The sequence below is a fragment of the Actinomadura madurae genome, from assembly GCF_900115095.1.
GTDB classification, from domain to species: domain Bacteria; phylum Actinomycetota; class Actinomycetes; order Streptosporangiales; family Streptosporangiaceae; genus Spirillospora; species Spirillospora madurae.
The window spans coordinates 162,186-179,662 of record NZ_FOVH01000007.1 but is presented as its reverse complement, the minus strand read 5'-3'; the positions used below and the strand labels follow the sequence as shown (position 1 = coordinate 179,662).

Annotated in this window: 11 protein-coding genes and 2 pseudogenes; 4 read left to right on the top strand and 9 right to left on the bottom strand. The window is 70.4% G+C overall.

Features of this window, described 5'->3' with window-relative positions; all coding sequences use genetic code 11:
• Positions 1 to 67: 67 nt before the first annotated feature.
• Positions 68 to 3,322, bottom strand: a complete 3,255-nt coding sequence (locus tag BM339_RS21070) for a GH92 family glycosyl hydrolase (protein ID WP_075021958.1) — start codon at positions 3,320 to 3,322, stop codon at positions 68 to 70.
• Positions 3,323 to 3,451: 129 nt separating this feature from the next.
• Here BM339_RS21070 and BM339_RS21065 point away from each other — a divergent pair, with 129 nt between their 5' ends.
• Positions 3,452 to 4,468 carry a LacI family DNA-binding transcriptional regulator gene (locus BM339_RS21065; protein WP_033331045.1) on the top strand — a complete coding sequence of 339 codons (1,017 nt, stop codon included), beginning with the start codon at positions 3,452 to 3,454 and terminating at the stop codon, positions 4,466 to 4,468.
• Positions 4,469 to 4,479: 11 nt separating this feature from the next.
• On the opposite strand, the gene BM339_RS21060 is transcribed toward BM339_RS21065, so the two are convergent.
• From BM339_RS21060 to BM339_RS21040, 5 genes are read right to left on the bottom strand one after another with little or no spacing between them, the layout of a single operon-like run.
• Entirely contained in the window at positions 4,480 to 5,472 is a 993-nt protein-coding gene (locus BM339_RS21060; protein WP_021592844.1) for a LacI family DNA-binding transcriptional regulator, read from the bottom strand.
• Positions 5,469 to 6,869 carry a GH1 family beta-glucosidase gene (locus BM339_RS21055; RefSeq protein WP_075021957.1) on the bottom strand — a complete coding sequence of 467 codons (1,401 nt, stop codon included), beginning with the start codon at positions 6,867 to 6,869 and terminating at the stop codon, positions 5,469 to 5,471. Before BM339_RS21055 ends, BM339_RS21060 begins: the two co-directional genes overlap by 4 nt.
• Positions 6,870 to 6,907: 38 nt before the next feature.
• Positions 6,908 to 7,786 carry a carbohydrate ABC transporter permease gene (locus tag BM339_RS21050; protein ID WP_111831404.1) on the bottom strand — a complete coding sequence of 293 codons (879 nt, stop codon included), beginning with the start codon at positions 7,784 to 7,786 and terminating at the stop codon, positions 6,908 to 6,910.
• Positions 7,786 to 8,757 (bottom strand): carbohydrate ABC transporter permease, encoded by a 972-nt coding sequence (locus tag BM339_RS21045; protein ID WP_021592841.1) that lies wholly within the window; start codon positions 8,755 to 8,757, stop codon positions 7,786 to 7,788. The genes BM339_RS21050 and BM339_RS21045 overlap by 1 nt, the downstream gene beginning before the upstream one ends.
• A complete protein-coding gene (locus tag BM339_RS21040) occupies positions 8,754 to 10,055 on the bottom strand; it encodes an ABC transporter substrate-binding protein (RefSeq protein ID WP_075021956.1) in 1,302 nt (433 codons plus the stop codon). The genes BM339_RS21045 and BM339_RS21040 overlap by 4 nt, the downstream gene beginning before the upstream one ends.
• A 285-nt stretch (positions 10,056 to 10,340) precedes the next feature.
• On the opposite strand from BM339_RS21040, the gene BM339_RS21035 reads away from it, so the two are divergent.
• The gene (locus BM339_RS21035; protein ID WP_075021955.1) at positions 10,341 to 11,732 is read left to right on the top strand and encodes a glycoside hydrolase family 16 protein; all 1,392 of its coding nucleotides are present in this window, start codon (positions 10,341 to 10,343) and stop codon (positions 11,730 to 11,732) included.
• A 69-nt stretch (positions 11,733 to 11,801) separates the two neighbouring features.
• On the opposite strand, the gene BM339_RS21030 is transcribed toward BM339_RS21035, so the two are convergent.
• A complete protein-coding gene (locus BM339_RS21030) occupies positions 11,802 to 14,963 on the bottom strand; it encodes a family 78 glycoside hydrolase catalytic domain (RefSeq protein ID WP_218163714.1) in 3,162 nt (1,053 codons plus the stop codon).
• Positions 14,964 to 15,545: 582 nt separating this feature from the next.
• Here BM339_RS21030 and BM339_RS51545 point away from each other — a divergent pair.
• Positions 15,546 to 16,031: pseudogene (locus tag BM339_RS51545) on the top strand (DUF2637 domain-containing protein); the annotation flags it as partial.
• A 159-nt stretch (positions 16,032 to 16,190) separates the two neighbouring features.
• On the opposite strand, the gene BM339_RS51540 reads toward BM339_RS51545, so the two are convergent.
• The gene (locus BM339_RS51540; protein ID WP_256255416.1) at positions 16,191 to 16,547 is read right to left on the bottom strand and encodes a hypothetical protein; all 357 of its coding nucleotides are present in this window, start codon (positions 16,545 to 16,547) and stop codon (positions 16,191 to 16,193) included.
• A 329-nt stretch (positions 16,548 to 16,876) separates the two neighbouring features.
• On the opposite strand from BM339_RS51540, the gene BM339_RS49965 reads away from it, so the two are divergent.
• Positions 16,877 to 17,131: a hypothetical protein gene (locus BM339_RS49965; protein WP_177287735.1), complete on the top strand. Its 255-nt coding sequence runs from the start codon at positions 16,877 to 16,879 to the stop codon at positions 17,129 to 17,131.
• A 60-nt stretch (positions 17,132 to 17,191) separates the two neighbouring features.
• Here the strand turns inward: BM339_RS49965 and BM339_RS52670 are convergent.
• Positions 17,192 to 17,365 (bottom strand): annotated as a pseudogene (locus tag BM339_RS52670) (DUF1254 domain-containing protein); the annotation flags it as partial.
• Positions 17,366 to 17,477: the final 112 nt, after the last annotated feature.

Genomic DNA, 17,477 nt, shown 5'->3' with positions numbered 1-17,477 from the left:
TCGCGCCGACGGCGACGGGCCGTGCCACCCCCGGTGGCACGGCCCGTCGCTCTCAGGGGTCACCAGGTCATGCGAACGCCCACGCGAACACGTGGAGGGACCCTCCACTCTCGGGAGCGTTCAGCGTCATGCTCTTCACCTGCTTGGCCGGGTCGAGGTCGATCGGGGTCGCACCGAAGACGTAGACGTTGATCTCGTCCCTCGTCCCGTCGTCGTTGTTGCGGTAGGGGGTCGTGGCCACGATCTCGTTGCCGAAGCGCGGGGGATACGCGTCGGCGCCGAGCGCCCAGTCGCTGAACGCCAGCTCGCTGCGCTGGGTCGACCCGTCGGCGTACGTGATCGTCACCGTGGACGGGGCGTCTCCGTTGCCCGCGGAGCCGAGGAACGCGAGCTTGGCCGCCTTAAGCCCGTCCGGCAGCTCGACGGTCTGCCCCTGCGCGTGCACGTTGTCCATCTGGCCGGGCCTGCGCGCCGGCCAGTCGAACGTGAATCCGTTCCAGGACACCTGCTCACCCGGGGACAGCCCGGCCGCGGCGAGCGCCTGGGCCGAGTACGACCAGCCGCCGCCGTCGAAGTTGGCCATGCCGGAGGCGCCGTCCTCGGAGATGCCGGCGTTGTTCTGGTACCACTCGATCGTCCCCTTGCGGGCCACGTTGAGGGTGAGGCCCGCGTCGCCGGCGCCGGGTATCGAGATCGGCACGGTGTGGAAGTCGATCTTCGCGTCGGCGGCCACCGAGACCGTGATCTTCTGGTCGGCGTGGCCGGACGCCGGGACCCGGAGCGTGCCGGACGACGGCGTCAGCGTGACGCCCGGAGGCGGCGCGGCCTTCCACTCGACCTCGCCTCCCGACGCCAGCGCCTGGACGCGCAGCGTCGTGGTGGTGCTGCCGCCGGGCTCCACCGGGACGAGGCCCGGGTCGACCGCCGTGAGGTAGCTCTTACCGCCCTCGGTGAACGACGGCGGCGCGTCCGACTCGGCCGACCCGAACCCGGTGTTCGGCGACGTGCCGAGGGTGAAGTCGAGCGTCCCGCCCGACCGCGCGAACGACTCGGGCAGCCAGGCCTTCGAGGTGGCCTTCCCGTTCACCTTGAGCGCCTGGATGTAGCGGGACGTCTCCGCGCCCGGCGCCTTGATCGTGACCTTCTGGCCGGAGGAGCGCCGCACCTCGATCTTGGAGAAGGCGGGCCCGTTCACCATCAGCTCGGCACGGCCCGGGATCGCCGGGTACACGCCCATCGACGCCCACACGTACCAGGCGGACATCGTCCCGAGGTCGTCGTTGCCGACCAGGCCGTCGGGGGTCGGCTTGAACAGCTCGGCGCGCGCCCGGTGCACGACGTCCTGCGTGCGGTACGGGCGGCCCGCCCACGCGTACAGCCACGGCGACTGGAGCGAGGGCTCGTTGCCGAGGTAGGCGAGCGGCTTGTGCGGGCCCGCGTTGAGCTCGGCGAAGAACGCGTCGAGCCGCTTGGCGGCGGCGTCGCGCCCGCCCATCGCGTTGAACAGGCTCTTCACGTCCGCGTAGGTCATCCAGTGGTACTGGGCGCCGTTGCCCTCCACGTACCAGTTGGAGTCCGCGGGGTCGAACGGGCTGAGGAACGAGCCGTCGGCGAACCGCGGCTGGATCCAGCCGTTGAGCGGGTTGTAGAGGTTCTGCCAGCCGTGCGAGCGCGCCATGAACTTCTCCGCCGTGGCCTTGTCGCCGAGCCGCTCGGCCACCTGGGCGATGCCGAAGTCGGCCAGGTTGTACTCCATGGTCGTGGCGGGGTCGCCCGGCACGTAGCCGATCTTGAGATAGGAGGCGTTCCCGGGCCGCTCGGTGTACCCGGACTTGGCCCCGATGCGCTCCGCCCCGGCCACCATTGAGGCGAGGGCGCCCTTGGCGTCGAAGTCGCGCGCCCCGAACGCGTAGGCGCTCGCGATCATCGAGTGGTACGGGTCGCCGTTCATCACGCCGGTGATGGTGTTCTGGTGGGACCAGCGGTCCCAGACGTCGCCGATGGCGCGGGCGTTCTCATGCAGCGACCGCGCGATGTCGCTCGCCACGTCCGGCGCCAGGAAGGCGAGGAGCTGGATCTCGCTGCGGTAGATGTCCCAGCCGGAGAACGTCGCGTAGTGGTGGCGGCCCCTGGGGGCCTTGTGGGTGCGGTAGTCGAACCCTGTGTAGGTGCCGTCCACGTCGTCGAACACGTACGGCTGGAGGAACGAGTGGTAGAGCGCGGTGTAGAACGTCCGGAGGGTGTCGGGCGTGCCGCCCTCGACCCTGATCTGCCCGAGGCGGCGCTGCCAGGCGTCACGCGTGGCGGTGCGCACCGCATCGAACGGCTTGCGGCCGATCTCGGCCCGGAGGTTCTTCTTCGCGCCGTCGATGCTCACGTACGACAGGCCCGTGCGCATCTGGACGGGCGCGCCGCCGTCGAACTGGAGGTACACGCCGGAGCCGGGGCCCTTGACGGTCACGTCCCCGGCGAAGGTGCGCTGGGACGGGGCTACGGGACGCCCGTCCCGGCCGTTGTTGACCCGGCCGCTCGTCTTGCGCGGCGACTGCGGGACATCGGCGGGCGACTTGCCCCGGACGCGCTCGTTGCCGGGCTTGACCGAGTCGTCCTTCCAGGTCCCGGACGCGGTGATCGGGCGGTCGAAGGTGGCGTGGAAGTAGACGTAGTACTTGGTGGACGTCCCGCAGAACCCGCCCGTCCTGGCCCAGCCCGAGACCGTGTTGCCGCTGATCGTCGCCTCGGCGTCGTCGACGCCGTTGATGGAGCCGGTGACGTTCAGCAGCAGGGTGCCCGGCTTGCCGGCCGGGAAGGTGAAGCGGCCGACGCCCGCGCGCGTCGAGGCCGTCAGTTCGGTCTTGACGCCAGAGTCGGCGGTGACGGCGTAGTAGCCGGGGTTCGCCTGCTCGTTCTCGTGCTTGAAGGTCTGGACGTAGTCCGAGCCGTGGGTGGCGGGGGAGGCGCCGATCGTCCCGGAGATCGGGATGACGGGGAAGTCCTGCGCGCCGGTGCAGCCGGGGCCCGAGATGTGGCTCATCGAGAACCCGCGCAGCCGGTCGTCCTCGTACTTGTAGCCGCCTCCGGACGTGCGGACGGTGTCGGGACTCCACTGCATCATCCCGAACGGGGCCGCGGCGCCGGGGAAGTTCATCCCGGCCCCGCCGCCGTGGCCGAAGTCGGGACCTCCGTCCTTGGTGCCGACGAACGGGTTGACGTACGAGGTGAGGTCCGGGGCCGCATGCGCCGCCGTGGCGGCGGGGACCGCGGCGGAGGCCAAGGGGAGCAGGAGGACGGCGAGGCCGCCCGCAAGCCGGCGTCTGAGCATGAGTGTCTCCTCAGTGGGACGCACGGACGTATGACAACGTTGTCAGGATGGTGATCTCCCGACACCGGCGCGTCAACGACCGAATCCGGCCATGGCGAAACTTCCCCCGGTCATGGTGACATCGTTGTCATGATGAACAGGGGGGCGCCGCGGCCGACCATGCGCGATGTGGCCGCGGCGGCGGGGGTCAGCCTCAAGACGGTGTCGCGCGTGGTGAACAACGAGTCCGGCGTCCGGCCCGAGACCGAGGCGGCGGTCCGCGACGCCATCGCGCTCCTCGGCTTCCACCGCAACGACCTGGCGCGCACCCTGCGCGGCGGCCCGACCGGCACCATCGGCCTGGTCATCCAGGACGTGGCCAACCCCTTCTACTCGCTGGTGGCGCGCGGGGTGGAGGACGTCGCCCGCGAGGCCGGACGGCTGATGATCCTCGGCAGCTCCGGCGACGGGCACCTGCGCGAGCACGTGTACCGGCGGGAGCGCGAGCTCACCGCGTCCCTCTGCGAGCGCCGGGTGGACGGCCTGCTGATCGTCTCGTCGGGCGCCGCCGACCGCCGGCTCGCCGAGTACGGCACGCCGGTGGTCTACATCGACCAGCCCGGTCCGCTCGACGTCGACACCGTCCTCACCGACAACGCCGGCGGGGCGCGCGCCGCCGTCCGGCACCTGCTGGCGCGCGGCCACCGCCGGATCGCTTGCCTGCTCGACCGGACGGAGGTCTTCACCGCCCGCGAGCGCCACCGCGGCTACCTCGCCGCCCTGGCCGAGCGGGGGATCGCGGAGGACCCGGCCATCGCCCGCATGATGATCCAGGACGCGGTGGGCGCCGAGCGGACGATGGCCGAGCTGCTCGGCCTGCCCGATCCGCCGACCGCCGTCCTCACCGGCAACAACCTGCTGACGGCCGGCGCGCTGCGGGCGATCCGGGCCGCGGCCGGGCCGGTCGCGCTGGTGGGGTTCGACGACTTCGAGCTGGCCGACCTGCTCTCGGTCACGGTCGTCGCGCACGACCCCGCCGCGATGGGGCGCCGCGCCGCCGAGCTGCTGGAGCGCCGCATCGGCGGGCACGCGGGCCCTCCCGAGCACGTCCTGAACCCCACCCGCCTGGTGGAGCGGGGCTCGGGAGAGATCCCCCCGCCGGGCTAGAGCCGTGCCGGTCAGGTGGAGTCGCGGACGATGAGCTCGACGGGGAAGATCACCGGGTCGGCCTTGGGGTCCACCCCGTCCAGCAGCATCTGGACGATGGTCCGGGCGACCTCGGCGATCGGCTGGCGGACGGTGGTCAGCGGCGGATCGGTGAAGCGGGCGGCGTCGATGTCGTCGAAGCCGACGACGGCGACGTCGTCGGGGACGCGGCGGCCCGCCCTCCGCAGCGCGTGCAGGGCGCCGGTCGCCATCAGGTCGCTCGCGGCGAACACCGCGTCGAGATCGGGATCGTCCTCCAGGAGCTGGGTCATCGCGGCCGCCCCCGACTCGCGGGTGAAGTCGCCGATGGCGGCCAGCGACCGGCGGCCGGTGCCGGACAGGAGTTCGCGGTAGCCGGCCATCCGGTCCAGCCCCGCGGACATGTCGGGCGGGCCGCTGATGGTGGCGATGCGCCGCCGCCCCCGGGACAGCAGGTGCTGCACGGCGGCCCGCGCGCCCCCGACGTTGTCGGCGTCGCAGTAGGGGGGCCTCGCCGTGGACACCGGGCGGCCGTGCGACACCACCGGCACGCCGGTCCGCAGGAGCGCCGCGGGCAGGGGGTCCGCGCCGTGCAGGGACAGCAGGATGACGCCGTCCACGTGGCCGCCCGCGACGTACCGCTCGACCCTGGCCTGCCCGCCCGGCGAGGACGGCATCATGAGCACGACCTGCCGGTCCGCGGCCTCCAGCTCCTGGCTCACCGTCCGGATGACCTGGGAGAAGAAGGGGTCGTCGGAGAAGACGCGGGCGGGCGGCTCGGAGACCACCAGCCCGATCGACCCCGTGCGCTGGGTGACCAGGCTGCGGGCCGCCGAGTTCGGGACGTAGCCGAGTTCCTCCACCGCCCGCAGTACGGCCGTGCGGATGTCGGGGTTCACGGTGTCCGCCCCGTTGACCACGCGCGACACCGTGGCGCGGGAGACCCCGGCCCTGGCCGCCACGGCCTCCAGCGTGGGACGTTTCATGCAGGCTTTCCCCCGAGTCCGTTGCGGGCGATGACGTCGCGGAACCACCGCGCGCTGTCCTTGGCCAGGCGGCGCTGGTCGGCGTAGTCGACGTAGACGATCCCGAATCGCTTCCCGTAGCCTTCGGCCCATTCGAAATTGTCCAGAAGCGACCATACGAGATACCCCCGCAGGTCCGCACCGGCGGTGAGCGCGGCGTGCGCGGCGCGCAGATGCCCGTCGAGGTAGCGGATGCGGGCGTCGTCGCGCACCCGCCCCTCCTCGTCGGGGACGTCCTCGAACGCGGCGCCGTTCTCGGTGACGACGAGGGGCACGCCCGGGTAGTCCCGGCTGAGGCGGATCAGCAGGTCGCCCAGGCCGTCCGGCACGATGGGCCAGCCCATCGCCGTGTGCGGCGGCCCGGCCTGCGGGAACGCGATGCCCTCGGACCCGGGGTAGACGGGGTTCGGCGGGGTGCCGGGGGAGGCCGCCACATAGGTCGGGTTGTAGTAGTTGATGCCGAGCGAGTCGATCGGCTCGGCGATCACGGCCAGGTCGTCGCCGCGGACGTGGTCGAGCCCGCCGTCGCGGGAGGCCACCGCCAGCACCGGCTCGGAGTACGCGCCGCGCAGCACCGGGTCGAGGAACTGCCGGTTGAGCAGCGCGTCGACCAGGTCGGCGGCGGCCGCGTCCGGTTCGGAGCCGCCGGCGGCGACGATCGGGGCGAGGTTCAGGGTCAGCGAGATCCGCTCGGCCCCGCCGGCGCGCAGCCGCCGGGCGGCCAGTCCGTGCGCCACGAGCAGGTGGTGCGCGGCGCGGAAGGCGTCGGCGGCGCTGGTCCGGCCGGGGGCGTGCACGCCCGCGGCGTAGCCGAGGTACGCGGCCACCCACGGCTCGTTGATCGTCGTCCAGGTGTCGACGCGGTCGGCGAGGCGGTCGTGGACGAGGCCGGCGTAGTCCGCGAACCGCAGGGCGGTGTCGCGGGCCGTCCACCCGCCGCGGTCCTCCAGCGTCTGCGGCAGGTCCCAGTGGTAGAGGGTGGCGTACGGCGTGATCCCGGCCTGGAGCAGCTCGTCGACCAGCCGGTCGTAGAAGCCGATGCCGCGGGGGTTGACCGGGCCGGAGCCGTCGGGCTGCACCCGCGGCCAGGCCACCGAGAAGCGGTAGACGCTCAGCCCGAGGCCGGCCATCAGGCCGACGTCGTCGCGGAACCGGTGGTAGTGGTCGCACGCGACGTCGCCGGTGTGCCCGCCCGCGACCTTGCCGGGGACTTGGCTGAAGGTGTCCCAGATCGAGGGGCCGCGGCCGTCGTCCCGCGCCGCGCCCTCGATCTGGTACGCCGCGGTGGCGGCCCCCCAGACGAAGCCGGGCGGGAAGGTGAGGGGCCGGTGGTCGGTCTGGAGCGTGGTGGCCGTCATCGTCCTGGCTGTTCTCTCCGCTGGTGAGGGGTGGATCGTCATGCCTTGAGGGCGCCGTCCATGATCCCGCTGATGATCTGCCGCCCGAACAGCACGAAGACGGCGAGCAGCGGCAGCGTCGCCACCGCGGTGCCGGTGAACATCAGCGAGTAGTCGGTGTAGTAGGCGCCGTTCAGCAGGTTGAGCGAGTACTGGACGGTGGGGTTGTCGGGGTTGAGCACCGCCAGCGGCCAGATGAACTCGTTCCAGGTCTGCATGAAGGTGAACAGGCCGAGGACGGCCATGGCGGGGCGCAGGACCGGCAGCACGACGCTCCAGTAGATGCGGAAGGTCGAGCAGCCGTCGATGCGGGCGCTCTCGATGAGCTCGTCCGGGACGGCCTGCATCGTGTACTGCCGCATCATGAACACGCCGAACCCGGTGACCAGGAACGGCACGATGACGGCCTGGAGCTTCCCCGTCCAGCCGATCTCGGCCATCAGCATGTACAGCGGGATGATGCCCATCTGCACCGGCACCATCATGGTCGCCAGCATGACCAGCAGCAGCGCGCCGCGGCCGCGGAAGCGCAGCTTGGCGAAGGCGAAGCCGGCGAGCGAGGCGAACAGGAGCGTGGAGACGGTCACCGCCGTGGCCGCGATGGCGGAGTTGACCAGCCCGAGGGTGAAGTGCGCCTGCTCGTTGCCGAACAGCCGGGACAGGTTGCGGCCCAGCTCGCCGCCCGGGAGGAGCGGCGGCGGCGTCGACCCGACGACGTCGTTGGTGCGGGTCGCGACGACGAGCATCCAGTAGATGGGGAACACCGACAGCACGATCGTCGCCAGCAGCGTGATCCGGGTGAGCGGGCCGGCGTCCCAGAGCGCCGCGACGGCGCCGCCGCGCCTCGCCCGGGGCCTGCCGGGCGTCCTCTGGATCATCATTTCGTTCCTCCGACACGGCGCAGCCACACGAAGTTGAGGAGGGATCCCAGGAGGATGAGCATGAAGAGCATCCAGGAGACGGCGGACGCGTAGCCGTAGTCGAACCGCCGGAACGCGTTCTCGAACATGTACATGGTGACCGTCTGGAACTGCCGCAGCGATCCCCCGGCCATGTCGCCGTTGCCGAACAGCAGCGGCTCGGTGAACAGCTGGAACCCGCCGATCGTGGAGACGATCGCGGTGAAGATGATGGTCGGCCGCAGCATCGGCAGCGTGATCGACCAGAACTGGCGGGCGCGGGACGCCCCGTCGATCGCCGCGGCCTCGTACAGGTCGCGCGGGATCGACTGCATCGCGGCCAGGTAGATCAGCGCGTTGTAGCCCGTCCACCGCCAGTCGACCATCACCGAGACCGCGATCCAGGCCGTCGAGCGCCGCGCGGCCCAGTCGAGATGGTCGGCCCCGAACCAGCCGAGCACCCAGTTGACCATGCCGAAGTCCCGGCTGAACAGCTGGCCGAAGACGATGGCCACCGCGGCGATCGAGGTGACCATCGGGACGAGCACGCCCATCCGCACCAGCGTCCGCGCCCGCATCCGCTGGTTGAGCGCGTTCGCCAGCACCAGCGCGAGCAGCAGCTGCGGGACGGTGGCGATGACGAACATGCCGAGGGTGTTGCGGACCGCGTTCCAGAACTGCGGGTCGGTCAGGACGAGCCGGAAGTTCTCCAGGCCCACGAACTCGTGGGTGCCGAGCAGTTCCCAGTCGTGCAGGGCCACCCAGACCGTGTAGCCCATCGGGAAGAGCCCGAAGAGGAAGAAGAGCAGGAAGTACGGGGAGATGAACAGGTAGGGCGAGAACTTCACGTCCCACCTGGCGAGCACGGTGCGCACCCCGCGGCGCCGGGGCGGGGCCCCGGGCGGCGGCGCCGCCCGGGACTCCGCGCGGGAACCGATGGAGACCGTCATCGAGCCTCGCGTTCGGCGTCGTCGAGGGCCTTCTTCCACGCCGCGTCGGGGGAGAGCCGGCCCTGCTCCAGCGCGAGCAGCGCGTCCTCGAAGCGCTGCTGCACCGGGTTGGAGTCGGCGCCCAGGTAGAGCGGCTTGATCGACTTCGCGCCGCGGGCGTAGATCCGCCCGACCGGGGCGTCGTTGAAGTACTCGTTCTTGAAGGACGTCACCGCGGGGTCGTCCAGCGCCTGCGGGGACGAGGGCAGGTTGTTGCGCGCCTTGAACGCGGCGATCTGGCTCTTCACGCTGGTGAGGTACTTGGCCAGCTCGGCCGCCTCCTTGACGTGCTTGCTCTGCTTGGGCACGGCGAGGAAGGAGCCGCCGCGGCTGCCCGAGCCGCCCGGGATCGCCGCGACGTCCCACTTGCCGGACGCCTCCGCGCCGGCGTTCTCCTTGATGACGCCGAGCATCCAGGACGGGCACGCGATGGTCGCGAACTTGGCCTGCTTGAAGCCGGAGCCCCAGCTCGGCTCGAACGACTTCAGCCCGGCCGACAGCCCGGCCTGCTGGATCTTCAGGGTCGTGTCCCACGCGCTCCGGACCGCGGGGTTGCTCCCGGCCACGAGCTTGCCGGAGGGGTCGAAGAACGTGTGGCCGACGCTCTGGCTCGCGGTCTGGGCGAGGATCGTGTTGTAGAGGTTCACCGAGCCGTCGACGAACTTGGAGTCCTTCGCCTTGGCGGCGTACTTCTGGCCGGTGGCGATGTAGGCGTCCCAGGTCGGCCAGAGCTTGCCGACCTCCTCGCGGCCGGTCGGCAGGCCCGCCTTCTTGAACAGGTCGGTGCGGTAGCACATGGCCAGGCCGCCGATGTCGGTGCCGAGGCCGACCAGGTACTTGCCGTCGGAGCTGAGCGCCTGCTTCCACTTCCAGTCGAGGAAGCCGCCCTTGAGCGAGCCCGCCCCGTGGTCGAGCAGGTTCACGAACTTGTCGGGGTTCGCCATGAACTTGGTGAGGATCCCCTCCTCGATGGCGACGACGTCGCCGGCGCCGCTGCCCGCGGCGATCCACTGCTCCAGGCGGGGCAGGTACTCGTCGAGCTGCACCACGTTGCGGTGCTTGATCGTGACGCCGGGGTGGGCGGCCTCGTACTGCTTGAACAGCTCCTCGTAGCCGAAGGTGCTGAAGGTGTCGACGGTCAGCGTGACCGAGCCGTCCGAGCCGGTTCCGGAGTCCGCGTCTCCGCAGGCGGAGAGGCCGAGCGCCAGGACGGCGACGGAGACGAGGCCGGACGCGAGGCGGCGGTGGGATCTGCGCATGGCTGTCCTCGGGGGTGGTTTGGGGGTCGACCGGGGTCGGTCGAGAGAGCGCTCTCGCAGAGAATGGCTTCACCAGGCACGACTGTCAAGAGAGCGGCCATCTCGCATGGACCAGGGGAAATTCGCAATGGACATAGCACCTGCTCAGACATGGTGCTCGCCTTAGAATCTTGAAGAGAGCGCTCTCTCACTCTTGACGGGTTCGCGCGGACGGACGACATTGGCCCCACCAGAGGGCAGGCACCCCCGCGCTTGCTCCACCCCATCTCTGGAGGTCCCCCCGCTATGACCCCACTGAGACGTCCCCGCCTCTGGCGCAGATGCGCACTCGCCGTGGCCGCCGTCGCGCTTCCCGCGGCGGTCGCGACGGCCGCGCTGTCACCGTCGGCCGGCGCGTCCGTCCCACCTCCGCCGGACGGCTGGAGCCTGGTCTGGAGCGACGACTTCGACGGTCCGGCCGGCGCGCCCCCCTCGTCCGCGAACTGGATCATCGATACCGGCCACGGCTACCCGGGCGGCCCCGGCAACTGGGGCACCGGCGAGATCCAGCGGTACACCGCCGACCCCGCCAACCTCGGCCTGGACGGCGGCGGCAACCTGCGGATCACCCCGGTCAAGTCCTCCTCGGGGGAGTGGACGTCGGCCCGGATCGAGACCCAGCGCACCAACTTCAAGCCCGCCGACGGCCGCGTCCTGCGCATCGAGGGACGCATCCAGATGCCCAACGTCACCGGCAACCAGGCCCTCGGCTACTGGCCGGCGTTCTGGGCCCTGGGGTCCCCGTACCGGGGGAACTACCAGAACTGGCCGGCGATCGGCGAGTTCGACATCATGGAGAACGTCAACGGGCTCAACTCGGTCTGGGGCGTCCTGCACTGCGGCACCAACCCGGGCGGGGCGTGCAACGAGACCAACGGGATCGGCGCCAACCGCGCCTGCCCGGGGTCGTCCTGCCAGTCGGCGATGCACACCTACCGCTTCGAATGGGACCGCAGCGTCAGCCCCAACCAGCTGCGCTGGTACGTGGACGGCCAGCAGTTCCACAGCATCAGCCAGAGCCAGCTCGACGCCACGACGTGGGCGAACATGACCGGGCACGCCGGCTACTTCCTGCTGCTCAACGTGGCCATGGGCGGCGGGTTCCCGGACGGCGTCGCCGGGCACGCCACCCCGACGGGCGACACCGTCTCGGGACGCCCCATGCTCGTCGACTACGTCGCGGTCTGGCAGAGCGGCGGCGGCAGCACGCCCCCGCCGGGCGACCACGTCGACGCCCGGTCGACCATCCAGGCGGAGAGCCGCCAGGCCGAGTCGGGCACGCAGAATGAGACCACGACCGACTCCGGGGGCGGCCAGAACGTCGGCTTCCTCAGCAACGGCGACTGGCTCCGCTACGACAACGTCGACTTCGGCGGCACGCCGGCGACGCAGTTCAAGGCGCGGGTCGCCTCGGGCGCGCCGGCCGGGGTCAGCGGCCTGGTGCAGGTCCGGCTGGGCAGCCCGACGGGCCAGGTGCTCGGCAGCTTCGCCGTGGCCAACACCGGGGGCTGGCAGAGCTGGCGGACGGTTCCCGCCAACATCTCGGGCGTGACCGGCAGGCACACCGTCTACATCACCTTCAGCAGCGGCCAGCCGGCCGACTTCGTCAACCTCAACTGGTTCACGTTCTCCAGCTGAGGGTCACCACCGGCCGCCGCCGACCCCACCGGGGGCCGGCGGCGGCCACGTGGTTTCAACCGTGCTCGGTCACTTGGCGGAGTGGAACGAGTAGTCGCCGGAGCCGACCTGGAAGACGGCGTACCCGTCGCGCATGCCGCGGAACGCCGCGTCGGGAGCCGCCTTGACCGCGTCGCGGTCGCGCGCGGGGACGAGGATCTCGGCCGTCGCGCCCACGGGCACGCCGACGCGAAGCGTGAAGCGACCGTGATCGAGGGTCCAGGCCGAACTCACCCGGCCGAGCGGGGACTGGACGTGGCCCGAGGCGTTCTTCAGACCGCCGATCGGATGGGGCTGGATCTTGATCTTCGTGTAGCCGGGCGCCGCCGGCTCGATCCCCGCGACGCGCTGGTAGAGCCAGTCGTCGACCGTGCCCATGAAGGCGTGGTCGTGCGAGCGCGAGGTGTTCTGCCACTCCTCCCACATCGTCGTGGCGCCGAGGGCCTGGAACCAGTAGCCCCAGCCGGGGTACGTGGGGTTGGTGGCGACCTTGTAGGCGAGGTCTCCGTTGCCGGAGTCGGTCAGCACCGGAAGGATGATCTTCGTACCCAGCGCGCCGGTGTTGAGGTGGTCTCCGCGGGTCCTGATGTCGTTGACGAGGTTGGCGAGCACGGCCGGCCGGTCGGCCTTGGAGACCAAGCCGAAGCTCAGCGGCAGGAGGTTCGAGGTCTGGCGATAGCCCGCTGATCTGTCGTCGTGGTAGGCCTTGGCCGACGTGTCGAAGAACGTCGCGTTGAAGGCGCTCGCCGTCTTGGCCGCCAGGGCGTCGAAGTGCGCGGCGTCGCCGCCGTGGCCGAGGGCGCGCGCGATCTGGGCCATGGTCGTCGCCGTCTTGTAGATGTAGGCGGTTCCGACGAGCCGGGTGCCCTCCGGCGGGAACGCGGCGCCGGGCGCGAGCCAGTCGCCGTAGCTGAAGCCCGTGTAGATGTGGCCCGTCTTCGCGATCGTCTGCTCGTAGTGGTCGAGCCACTTCTTCATCGCGCCGTAGTTGTCGGCGAGAGGACGGATGTCACCGTAGTACCAGTACAGATCCCAGTTGATCAGCACGAAGCTCGCCGACCAGACCGGATCCGTCACACCCTTGGCCCCCACGGTGGCGGGCACGGTGTGGCCGATCGTCCCGTCCGGATTCTGGTCGTCGCGGTGGGTGCGCATCCAGTTCTCGTAGAAGTTCACCATGTCGAAGCTGGCGATCGCGGAGTCGGCGGTGAGGTGCGCGTCCGCGGCGTAGGGACGCTTCTCGTACATCGGAGTGTCGGTCGGGATCGAGTGCAGATTGTTCAGAGTCGTGTTCGCCTGGGCGTCGTGATAGCGGTTGAGCAACCGACTGGAGCTGGTGAAGCCGCCGGTGGCGGTCACCGCCGTGTGTACGCGCTCGCCCTGGACCGACGCCACGGTGACCCCGGCCGGCGCATCGACCTGGACGTAGCGGAAGCCGTTGTAGCTGTAGCTGGGCCGGTAGCTTTCCAGGCCGCCGCCCTTGAGCGTGTACGAGTACGACTGCAACCCGGCGTTGTCGACCGTGCCGTCCGAGCGCAGTTTCTCCCCGTAGGTGATCGACACCACGGCGCCGGCCGGCCCCCGCATCGCGACGCGCGCCCACCCGGCCGTGGGGGTGCCGAAGTCGTGGACCCGTACGCCGTCGCGGGGTGCGGTGACGCGCTTCACCGGCAGCCTGCCGGTCACCTTGATCGGCGGGAACGCCGCCGCGCGGAGGGTCCCCTTGGGCGCGGTGACGGCGAGCGCGGGCTTCCAGGCGGCGTCGTCGAACCCGGGCCGGTTCCAGCCGGGCTGCTCCAGCCGCGCGTCGTACGTCTCGCCGTACAGGACGGACTCGGTGCGCGTCGGGCCGTCGGCCGCCTTCCAGCCGCCGTCGCTGGTCACCTGCTGGGTGCTGCCGTCTTCGTAGGTGATGTCGAGTTCGAGCTTCAGCTTCGGGTCGCTGTGCCAGGGCGAGTCATTCCACTCGCCGGGTTTGGTCATGGCGTAGTACCCGCGTCCCAGGCTCACCCCGAGCGCGTTGCCGCCGGCTCGCAGCGCTTTGGTCACGTCGTACGTCGAGTACAGGACGGTCTTGTCGTAGACCGTGAACGCCGGGTCGAGTTCGTGATCACCGACCCGCTTCCCGTTGAGGTAGAGCTTGTAGTAGCCGAGCCCCGCGATGTACGCGCGGGCGGACGCGATCCGCTTGCGGGCGGTGAACTCCCTGCGCAGCAGCGGCTCAGGCGGGCTCGGCGCGCTGACCGAGCTGTACCAGGGGGCGTCGCCGTAGTGTGCGGCCTCCATGGCCGCGGGCCAGGCCGAGTCGTCGAAGTCCGGTTGCTGCCAGCCGGTCGCCGCCGTGTCGGCCGATTTCCAGGCGTCGTCGGTGACGAGGTCGAGCGGGTCACCGGTCGAGCCCTGAACGTGCAGCCTGCCGATCAGCCCGGCCGGGCCGGCGGCGGCGTTGGCCGCCTCGATCGCGATCACGTTGCGGCCGGAGCGCAGGTCGTCCGAGATGTCGACGACGGTCGCCGTGTTCCAGGAGTCGGCCACGTCCGGCGAGCGGGCTGTCTCCTTGCCGTTCACGTACAGGGTGAACCTGTCATCGGCGCTCAGCTTGAACTGGGCCGAAGTGACCCGGTCGCCGGCGGGAAGGTCGAACGCACGCCGGAAGTAGCGGGTCGCGACCGGCGCCGAGTCGGCCGGCTCGCCCTCGGGATACCAGATCCAGTCGGCACCCGTGAGCGGTATGTCGGCCGGTTTCGACGGCGAACCGATCCATGTCCCCCGGAACTCGCCCGGAGTGAGGAACGCCGTCTCGAACCGCGCCGGCCGGCTCCACCGCGAAGCCCGGTGAGCGGCGTCCCAGACCCGCACCCGCCAGAAGTAGCGCGTGCGCGAACGCAGGGCGGGTCCCGCGTACTCGATGTCAAAGGAGCGTGACGAGCGCACCTTGCCGCTGTCCCACACGTCCGCCGGTCCGTCGCGCGTGGTCGACACCTCCACCTCGTACGCCGACTGCCCTGCGCCGCGCGCGTGTGCGCTCAGAGTCCAGCCGAGCCGCGGCTTCGCGTCGTCGACCCCGAGCGGGTCGACCTGATGCTCGACCGTCAGACCGCCGACCTGAACGTCGCCGGCCGCCCGGGTGGCGCCGGCGGCCTGGGCGGGTGCCGCCCCCAGGGCCGACAAGGCCAGCACCACTGTCGTCACGCGATGGATCATTGCGCTCCCTCTGCATCGGCCCCGACGGCGTCATTTTAAAACGTTTTAATCTCTGGCATAACATCGTTACACTGCTGCAACAGAGCTCACAAGAAGCTGTCCAGATGCGGCCATGCGTCCGCGAGAGGGGCCCTCAGTCGGCAAGCGCACCTGAAAGACGCGCATCATCGCTGCTCAAGGGCTTTACAGGCCAGCGGTCAGGACATGCCGTCGGCAGGACCACGCCCGCAGAGCCAGGCCGATCGCCGGGCACGCGTCGCCCTACGGACCGCTGACTCGGTCGGACGCTGACCAGGACGGAGACCGACGGTTAAAACGTTGTAAGCCGATGCCCGTACCAGACCGCGCTGGACGAACCGGATGTGCCCGAGGTCATCGAACACGAGCGGATGAGGCACAGGGACGAGAAAGCCCAGGTCGGCGCTTGCGGCCTGACCTGGGCTTGGGTGGTGGGCGATACTGGGATTGAACCAGTGGCCTCTACCGTGTCAAGGTAGTCCGCGCTCATGCGTGACCTGCAGCGCTGCGCGAATGCGCAGGTCAGGGGCCTCGATAGGGCGCAGTTGAGCGATGTCCGGCGACGTTGAGGAAAGGTGCCGTCGCCCAGATATCGCCCAGCCCGGTCGGAAGCGGATCATGGTTTCTGTGGATCTCGGGGCTTCTGCCATCGGGGGACGGGGTGGTGATCGGCTGATCCGGTGCTGCACCACCGTCAGTGTGGTGGTGCTGGCGGGTATCGCGGCGGTGCTGTCGTACACGCATATGTTCGAGTTGGTCGTGCGGTACGGGGAGGCGTCGTGGACGGCGGCGCTGTTGCCGGTGTCGGTGGACGGGATGATCGTGGCGTCTTCCATGACGTTGCTGGCCGATTCGCGCGCTGGCTGGCGGGGCGGTCTGCTGCCGTGGACGTTGCTGTTGGTGGGGAGTGCGGCGAGTCTGGCGGCCAATGTGGCGGTGGCCGAGCCGTCGATGGTGGGCCGGTTGATCGCGGCGTGGCCAAGCTGCGCGCTGATCGGGTCATATGAGCTGCTGATGCGCCAGGTCAGAAACGGTGCGCGACGGAATACTCCGGCCGCGCCTCACGAGTCAGCACCCCGAACGGCAGTCAAGACGGATGGCTCAGACGAGGTGCTTACGGCTCCTCATAAGGGCCTGGCCAGGGATGACCCTGGGTCATATGCAGCCCCTATGACCGGGGACGCCTTGTCAGACGGCTCATACGGCGCCCAGATGCACGGCACTGAGGTCTTCATAGGAGACGCAGGGGACGAGGCCGCCGCCGTGCGAGGAGCGGGGCAGGCTGATCCGGGACGCGGCAGATCGGTGGGCATACTGCAACGTCAGGCCTGGCAGTGGGCGGTGAGCAACCGTACGTTGGCGGGGGATCTTCCTTCGGGCAAGGTGATCGCCGAGCGCTTCGAGCGCTTCGAGCGCTTCGAGCGCTTCGAGCGCTTCGAGCGCTTCGAGCGCTGCGAACGTTGGGGGCGACTGGTCAAACAGGCCGGCCCGGACGGCAGATTCGACCAGAAGCTCCTGCGCAGGTGTGAACCCCGGGCGGGGCACACACAGCATCTACGGCACTGCGGCCAGGACAATCACGCGGGGGGCTGGTCGTGGAGGTGCAGCCGCCACCGACCCGAACGTGACCGCCATAACCCCGAGCCCCTGGGCAGGTCGTCGGCCATCACTCCGCCCCGCGTGACATCGGCCGGGCCGCCGCCCGCTCAGCCGGACCCGCCGCCACCCCTGCCGCCGACCTCTCCGCTGGATCCGCCGCGTGTGGAACAGCCGACCGAGTCAGCCGCCACGCTATCCCCCAGCCGCCTGGGACGGAGGCTGCGCTCTCGGCGAGTGCGTATCGTCGCCCTGGCCGTGATGACCCGCCTTCCGCAAGCGAGAAGTTGCTTCTGGACGGCTTCGCCGAGGTGGGCATCAGCGAAGGCCGGCGCCCGTCCGCTGAGGTGACCGACCCCGTCATCCGGTCGGCCATGGCTGCCGCCCCGCAACTCGGAGACGACCTCCTGGCGGTCCAACGGGACCGCTGCCGCGGCTGGCGCTATAGCCTTGACCTGGGTGATTACGGCACGAACCGTTTCGAGCGCCCGGCACAACTCGTCGAAGAAGCCGATCCCGGCGGCACCTATCGTGTGCGGTGACTCGACCGGCCCCTCGATGACGGCCGACCGTGCGCGTTCGTCGGCGGACGGTGTCGATCGGTACCGCGAGACCGGTTCGGAGACCGCGGCGAGATCGTCCGGGCCGTCGACGAGGGTGCGCCCGATCAGCCACACGGTATCGGTCGGGGAATCGAGTGTGGACTCATCGCCGTCCAGGCGTCTGGACGGGCAGGTGATCGTGAACCGGCCGGGTTCGTGCCCGGTGGTCCGGCTGCTGACGTAGGCCCAAGCACCAGCGGATAGCCCTACAGGTAAGCCTTTATCGCTGCTGAAACCGTGGAACCTGCTCTGGTCACGATGTCGTCGATCGAGCTCCCGGAGATGC